The 6,001-nt window shown below is 36.2% G+C and carries 3 protein-coding genes; all 3 read left to right on the top strand.

What is annotated here, in order from left to right:
* The first annotated feature begins 442 nt into the window (after window positions 1–442).
* Window positions 443–2,440: a T9SS type A sorting domain-containing protein gene (locus U9P79_01785; protein MEA2103359.1), complete on the top strand. Its 1,998-nt coding sequence runs from the start codon at window positions 443–445 to the stop codon at window positions 2,438–2,440.
* 138 nt (window positions 2,441–2,578) lie between these two features.
* Window positions 2,579–4,369, top strand: coding sequence for an endonuclease (locus U9P79_01780; protein ID MEA2103358.1), 1,791 nt, complete (start codon window positions 2,579–2,581; stop codon window positions 4,367–4,369).
* Window positions 4,370–4,446: 77 nt separating this feature from the next.
* On the top strand, window positions 4,447–5,856 hold the full coding sequence (locus U9P79_01775) for an aldehyde dehydrogenase family protein (GenBank protein MEA2103357.1): 1,410 nt from the start codon (window positions 4,447–4,449) through the stop codon (window positions 5,854–5,856).
* Window positions 5,857–6,001: the final 145 nt, after the last annotated feature.

Below are 6,001 nucleotides of genomic sequence, written 5' to 3'. Positions count from 1 at the left end.
ATTTCGAGCAATTTTGGGAGTACTTGCAAATAAATTCCCGCTTAGAAATAATACGCTAAATATAATTGAAAAAATAAGTAGGCGCTTTTTTAATCGTGTAAAATAAACGTTCATATAATTCCTTTTTAAATTCTAAATAAAATGCAAATAAATTTATTTGTTAGAGAAAACACAATTCTCTAATTTATACAAATAAATTGTGATACTCAAAATTATGTCAATAAAAGAGAATAAATGAAAAACTTTTTACAATGTTTGACAAAACATTTTTCTATTATCATTTTTGGTTCAAAGTATTTCGATAAATTGATTCGCTAATTTATGGACTATGTACAATAAATCTGTTAATTTCTTTGGTAGGTAATTAATTTGTTAATTTCTAAATAAAACTGTTCAAAAAAATATGTTAACCAATTATAATAATTTAAATTTAAGGAGAAAAATGAAAAAGATTGTACTTTTAGTTTGCTTTGTTTTAATGGCTAGTTTTGCCTTTGGACAAAATTTAGCATCAAATCCCGGATTTGAAAATTGGACGGTTAATGGTGCATCAGGTCCTCCTGATGACTGGTCACTTTCTGGATCTAGCATGACTGCAACTCAAGAATCTGCTACTATTCACGGAGGTAGTTATTCTACTAACATCACTTGGACTACTACAAGCACAAGATATCTTCAACAATCTGTGGTTATTACTGCAGGTACAAATTACCAATTTACATTTTGGGTGTATGATAACGACCAATATGGAAGAGCACGAGTTGCTATTCGTTGGTATGATTCTGGTGGTAGTTTCGTGAGTGGTTATTATGGAGGTTATTCTGCAGATTCTTCTGAGTGGCAGCAGCTTGATAGTGGAATACAGGAAGCACCAGCAACAGCTGTTTCTGCCCATCTTGAAATTCGAATTTATGATGTAAGTTGGTCAGGTGTAGAAACTGCTACTGTTTATGTGGATGATGTAAGTTTTACGGTAAATGCTACATCTACCATTATCAATTCTTATGCCATCAGTTCAGATGCTTTAGAAGTGTATTATTCTGCTGATCAAACCGCAGTTAATCCGTCAGATTATACTCTTTCAGGAACAACTGCTGTAACTTTTACGACAGCCACAATTGATGCAACAGATGCAAAATTGGTTCACTTGACAGGTGCATCTCCTGCAATGGTCGGTGATGCAACATTGGATACGATAACTGATAGTAACAACAGCACTTCATTTGAGTTTTATGCCGGCATAACTCCTGTAAGTTGCACAAATACTAATAATCCTTCCGGAACTATCAATAATACAAATTTTGCTACGTTCCAGGTAATTGTGTCTGCAAATGACGGATACAACAATGTATGGGTAAGCGATGCAGCCGGTGAATATAACGGAGTTTTGATTTATGATTGGGATTTTTATGGAGAAGTGAGTGTAGGAGATGAAATCTTATTTACTGCAAATAGGGATGTATATTCAGGGTTAACTGAATTAAAAAATCCGACATTGTTAAATACTATCTCAACCGGTAATACTCCTTATGGCCCAACTTTAATTGATGCATCAGGTATAGAAGAAACAATACCCGAAGACACAAATCCCGGTGAAAAATGGGAAGGGCAATTTGTAGAAATACAAAATTTCCATGTCGATTCTTATACAGATTATGATTATACTTGTTCGGTTGGTTCAGACGTTTTCCATATTGGTGATAATGTAGATTTTCATTTTGGTAATTTTACATTGCAAATTGGAGCAACTTATCAGAATATTCAGGGAGTTGTTGATTGGGATAACGGCAGCAGTCATTATCGCTTGAATCCTAGAGATCAAGATGACGCCACTCTCCCTGTTGAACTTTCATCTTTCACTGCAAGTTATTCTATGACCAACGGCAATGAATTCGTAATGCTCAATTGGGAAACTGCGAGTGAAACAGACGTTCTCGGCTTTAATATTTATCGCTCTGAAGACGACGAAAATATGGGTTTCGAGCCGATCAATCTCAACTTGATTCCCGGCAATGGAACCACAACCGAACCAACCGATTATTCATTTGAAGATATTACGGCAAATATATATCTCACTCATTATTATTGGTTGGAAGTTTCAAATTTCGGTGGCTCAACCGATTTGCATGGACCTTTCTGTTATGCTCCAGCCACAGGCGGAAATCCAAATCCTCAAGATGTTCCCTATACAATGCTAGAAAATTGCTGGCCAAATCCTGTTAATAATTCTGCTACGATCAACTATCAGATTAAAGGTGATACAGACCATCAGCAAGCAACAATTCAAATATTCAACGTCCTTGGTCAAGTCGTGAAAACGGTTACGGGAAATGATTTTAAGGCAAGTTTCAACGTCTCCGATCTTTCCAACGGAATTTATTTCTACAAACTGGAAACAGGTAATTATAGTGCTGTGAAGAAATTCATGGTCATGAAATAAATTTACTTATACATTATCCCCGTAGAGAAATCTGCGGGGATTTTTTTTTAATAATGACAATAATTTAAAAACGGAATATTTAACAAATTATTATAATTTAGGCAGGGGAAACATCCCTGCCTTTTTTTTAAAAATCAAATGATCAGAACCAAATATTTTTTATTCTTTTTGATAGTTTTCTGTGCTATTTCCCAACTTCAAGCCGATCCCCCAAGCGGATATTACGATCCCACTTCAGGATTGAGCGGAGTAGAATTGAGAGCAGCTTTGCTCGAAATTATCAGCACAAACACTAATACTAATTATTCGAATAGTAAGGAAATGATGTATAGTTCAATTGACAATATTGATGACACAGTCAGATGCGTGTATTCCGGATATTCGGTAGAGCATACTGTTGGTAACCCGTCCACCCCTGCTGAATTTTCGTGTGAACATTCCTATTGCCAAAGTTGGATAGATTCGGAAATTGTTGGGATTGAGAACAATAGGGCAAAGGCAGATTTGCACCATCTTTTCCCTGTAAAACTTCCTGTAAACATTGCCCGAAGCAACTATCCCTTCGATATTGTTCAATATTTTACAAATTCTTACACAGAAGATGGTGGAAACACGGTAAGTTACTTAGGAATTAACCAGAATAATTCTGTCGTTTTTGAGCCCGATGAACAGCATAAAGGTAACCTTGCCCGAGCTCTGCTCTATTTTATTGTTCGTTATGAATCGTGTCTCACTTTTGGAAATGTAGAAATGCTGGAAACGCTTCTTGAATGGCATTATGAAGATTCCGTAAATTCAACAGAAATTGATCGGAATGATGCAATCTATGATTTCCAGACTAATCGGAATCCTTTCATAGATCATCCCGAATTTGTCGAAGAAATTTGGGTGGGAGAACCATCAATTTATGTTACCTTCCCAAATCAAACAATCGTTTTAGGCACGAGTTTAGATTATACGATAACTTGGTTCTCTCAATATGTTTATCAAAATGTAAAGATCGAACTTATCAATCAAAATTCCGGAGGGACTACCGAACTGATTTCTTCTACGGAAGATGATGGAGAATGGGAATGGACGAATTTGGAAAATATAGAACCAAATAATGATTATCGAATTAGAATTTCCGATATTTCCAATAGCAATATTTTTGATAAATGCGACCATGATTTTTCGATTATCCTCACAGATCCTCAATCGGATTTATTTATCTCGGAATATGGTGAAGGTTCAGGTTATAATAAATATATTGAAATTTATAACGGAACTGGTGCTTGTGTTGATTTTTCCGGATATGCGTTAAAAATATATTACAATGGAAACACAAATCCCCAGAACACGATTGAATTTTCCGGTTTAATACAAAAGGATGAACTGTTTATAATCGCAAATCCATCATCATGCCCCGAAATTTTTGCTATTGCCGATTGGGTCTTCGGAGGGTTAAATTTCAATGGGAATGATGCTGTTGCTTTGTACCAAGAAAGTGAACTTATTGATATTATGGGAAATATTGGCCAAGATCCCGGAGATGGATGGAATGTTTCAGGAATCCCCCATGCAACTCGAAATCATACATTAGTGCGAAAAGAATTAATCTCGTCAGGAAATCCCGATTGGGAAAATTCGGCAGGGACAAATTCCACAGATTCCGAATGGCTTGTTTATAATTGTGATACTTTCGATTATCTCGGTTCGCACATCATGAATATTCCACTTGGAGCACCGGAAAATGTTGCATTAACTTCAGATGGAGTAAATATCACAATCACCTGGAATCCTGTAATTCGGGCAGAAATCTATCATGTTTATTCATCTTTTAATCCATATAATGCTTTCGAAATAATTCACACAACTTCTAATACAACCTTTATAGATGCAGGAGCAAGCTCAGAAACAAAACATTTCTATTATATCACTTCAGAATAAAAAAAATTAACATGCTTCGAAGAGGTGCAACAATTTTTTATGCTTTGGAATTTTCATAAAAACCGAAAGGAAAGAATATGAAAGAATATCCGATTTATCTTGGCAATGAACGAATTTACAGTTCAAACAAAACTGAAATTTTATCACCTTACAAAAACAAAATAGTTGGAATTATCAATATGGCAGATTCTGAACATATTGAAAGAGCTGTAGAATTGGCAAAACATGCATTTCAAAAAACGAAAAAAATGCCTGCTTTCAAACGCTCTGAAATTCTTATGAATATTGCAAAAGAAATATCAGAAGACAGAAAAGAAATCGCCACAACTTTGGCACTTGAATGTGGAAAAAATATAAAATTTGCAAAAGGGGAAGTGCTAAGGGCAATACAAACTTTCACGATTGCCGCCGAAGAAAGTAAACGAATTCAGGGGGAATTTTTCGGTCTGGATGCTGTTTCGCAAGGCAAAGAAAAATCTGCAATTGTAAAGCGTTTTCCGATCGGACCCATTTTAGGAATAACACCATTCAATTATCCCCTCAATCTCGTAGCTCATAAAGTTGCACCGGCAATTGCCGTGGGAAATCCGATCATTATAAAACCATCGTCTTTAGCGCCCTTAACCTCCATTACTCTTGCTGAAATCGTGGCAAAGTATGCACCCAAGGGAATGCTATCCGTGTTGCCGTGCAAAGGTTCTCAGATCGAAAAAGCAGTAATAAATCCTGATATAAAAATGGTTAGTTTTACCGGCAGTCCGGTGGTCGGTTGGAAATTGAAACAAATGTGCGGTAAGAAAAGAATCTGTCTCGAACTCGGTGGTAATGCCGGAGCAATTCTGGATAAAGATTGCGATATTGATTCTGCGCTAAGTGCTTGTGTAATCGGTGCTTTTGCCAATGCCGGACAGGTTTGCATTCACACTCAGAAAATATTTGTTCATGAAAATATTTATGATAATTTCATTACTCAATTCGTAAAAAAATCAGAAAAAATTAAAAACGGTAACCCCCTTGACCAGAACGTTTTCTTGAATCCCATGATTACCGAAGAAGAAGCAATACGAGCGGAAGATTGGATCAACGAGGCGGTTAATTCCGGTGCAAAAATACTGTGTGGTGGAAATCGCAAAGATAATTTTCTGGATGCAACCGTGATAACTGATACTAAAAGAGAAATGAAAGTTGAATATAAGGAAGTGTTTGCCCCGATAGTCATCGTTAAAAAGTTTTCCAAATTCACAGATGCGGTTGAAATGATCAATGATACGGAATACGGATTGCAAGCCGGAATATTTTCTAACAACATGAAAAATATTATGTATGCATTTGAGAATATTGATGTGGGTGGCGTGATCATCAATAATACTCCGACTTTTCGAGTTGACCAAATGCCTTACGGGGGAATCAAGAATTCCGGTTTCGGGAGAGAGGGTTTGCGTTATTCCATCGAAGAGATGACGGAAAGAAAACTGATGGTATTGTAAATTTTCTTGAGTTAAGCCGCCAGCTGGCGGATTGAGTTAAGTTTTTCCAATTCACAAATATAACGTAAACTAACTTAATAGATAATTTTTTAATTCGGCACGGAATCAGGCTTCGTTACACTATGCCCAGACAGGTTGGTCCGTG

The organism is Candidatus Cloacimonadota bacterium (genome assembly GCA_034661015.1).
Classification (GTDB): domain Bacteria; phylum Cloacimonadota; class Cloacimonadia; order JGIOTU-2; family JGIOTU-2; genus JAYEKN01.
This window is presented reverse-complemented; position numbering and strand designations above follow the sequence as displayed.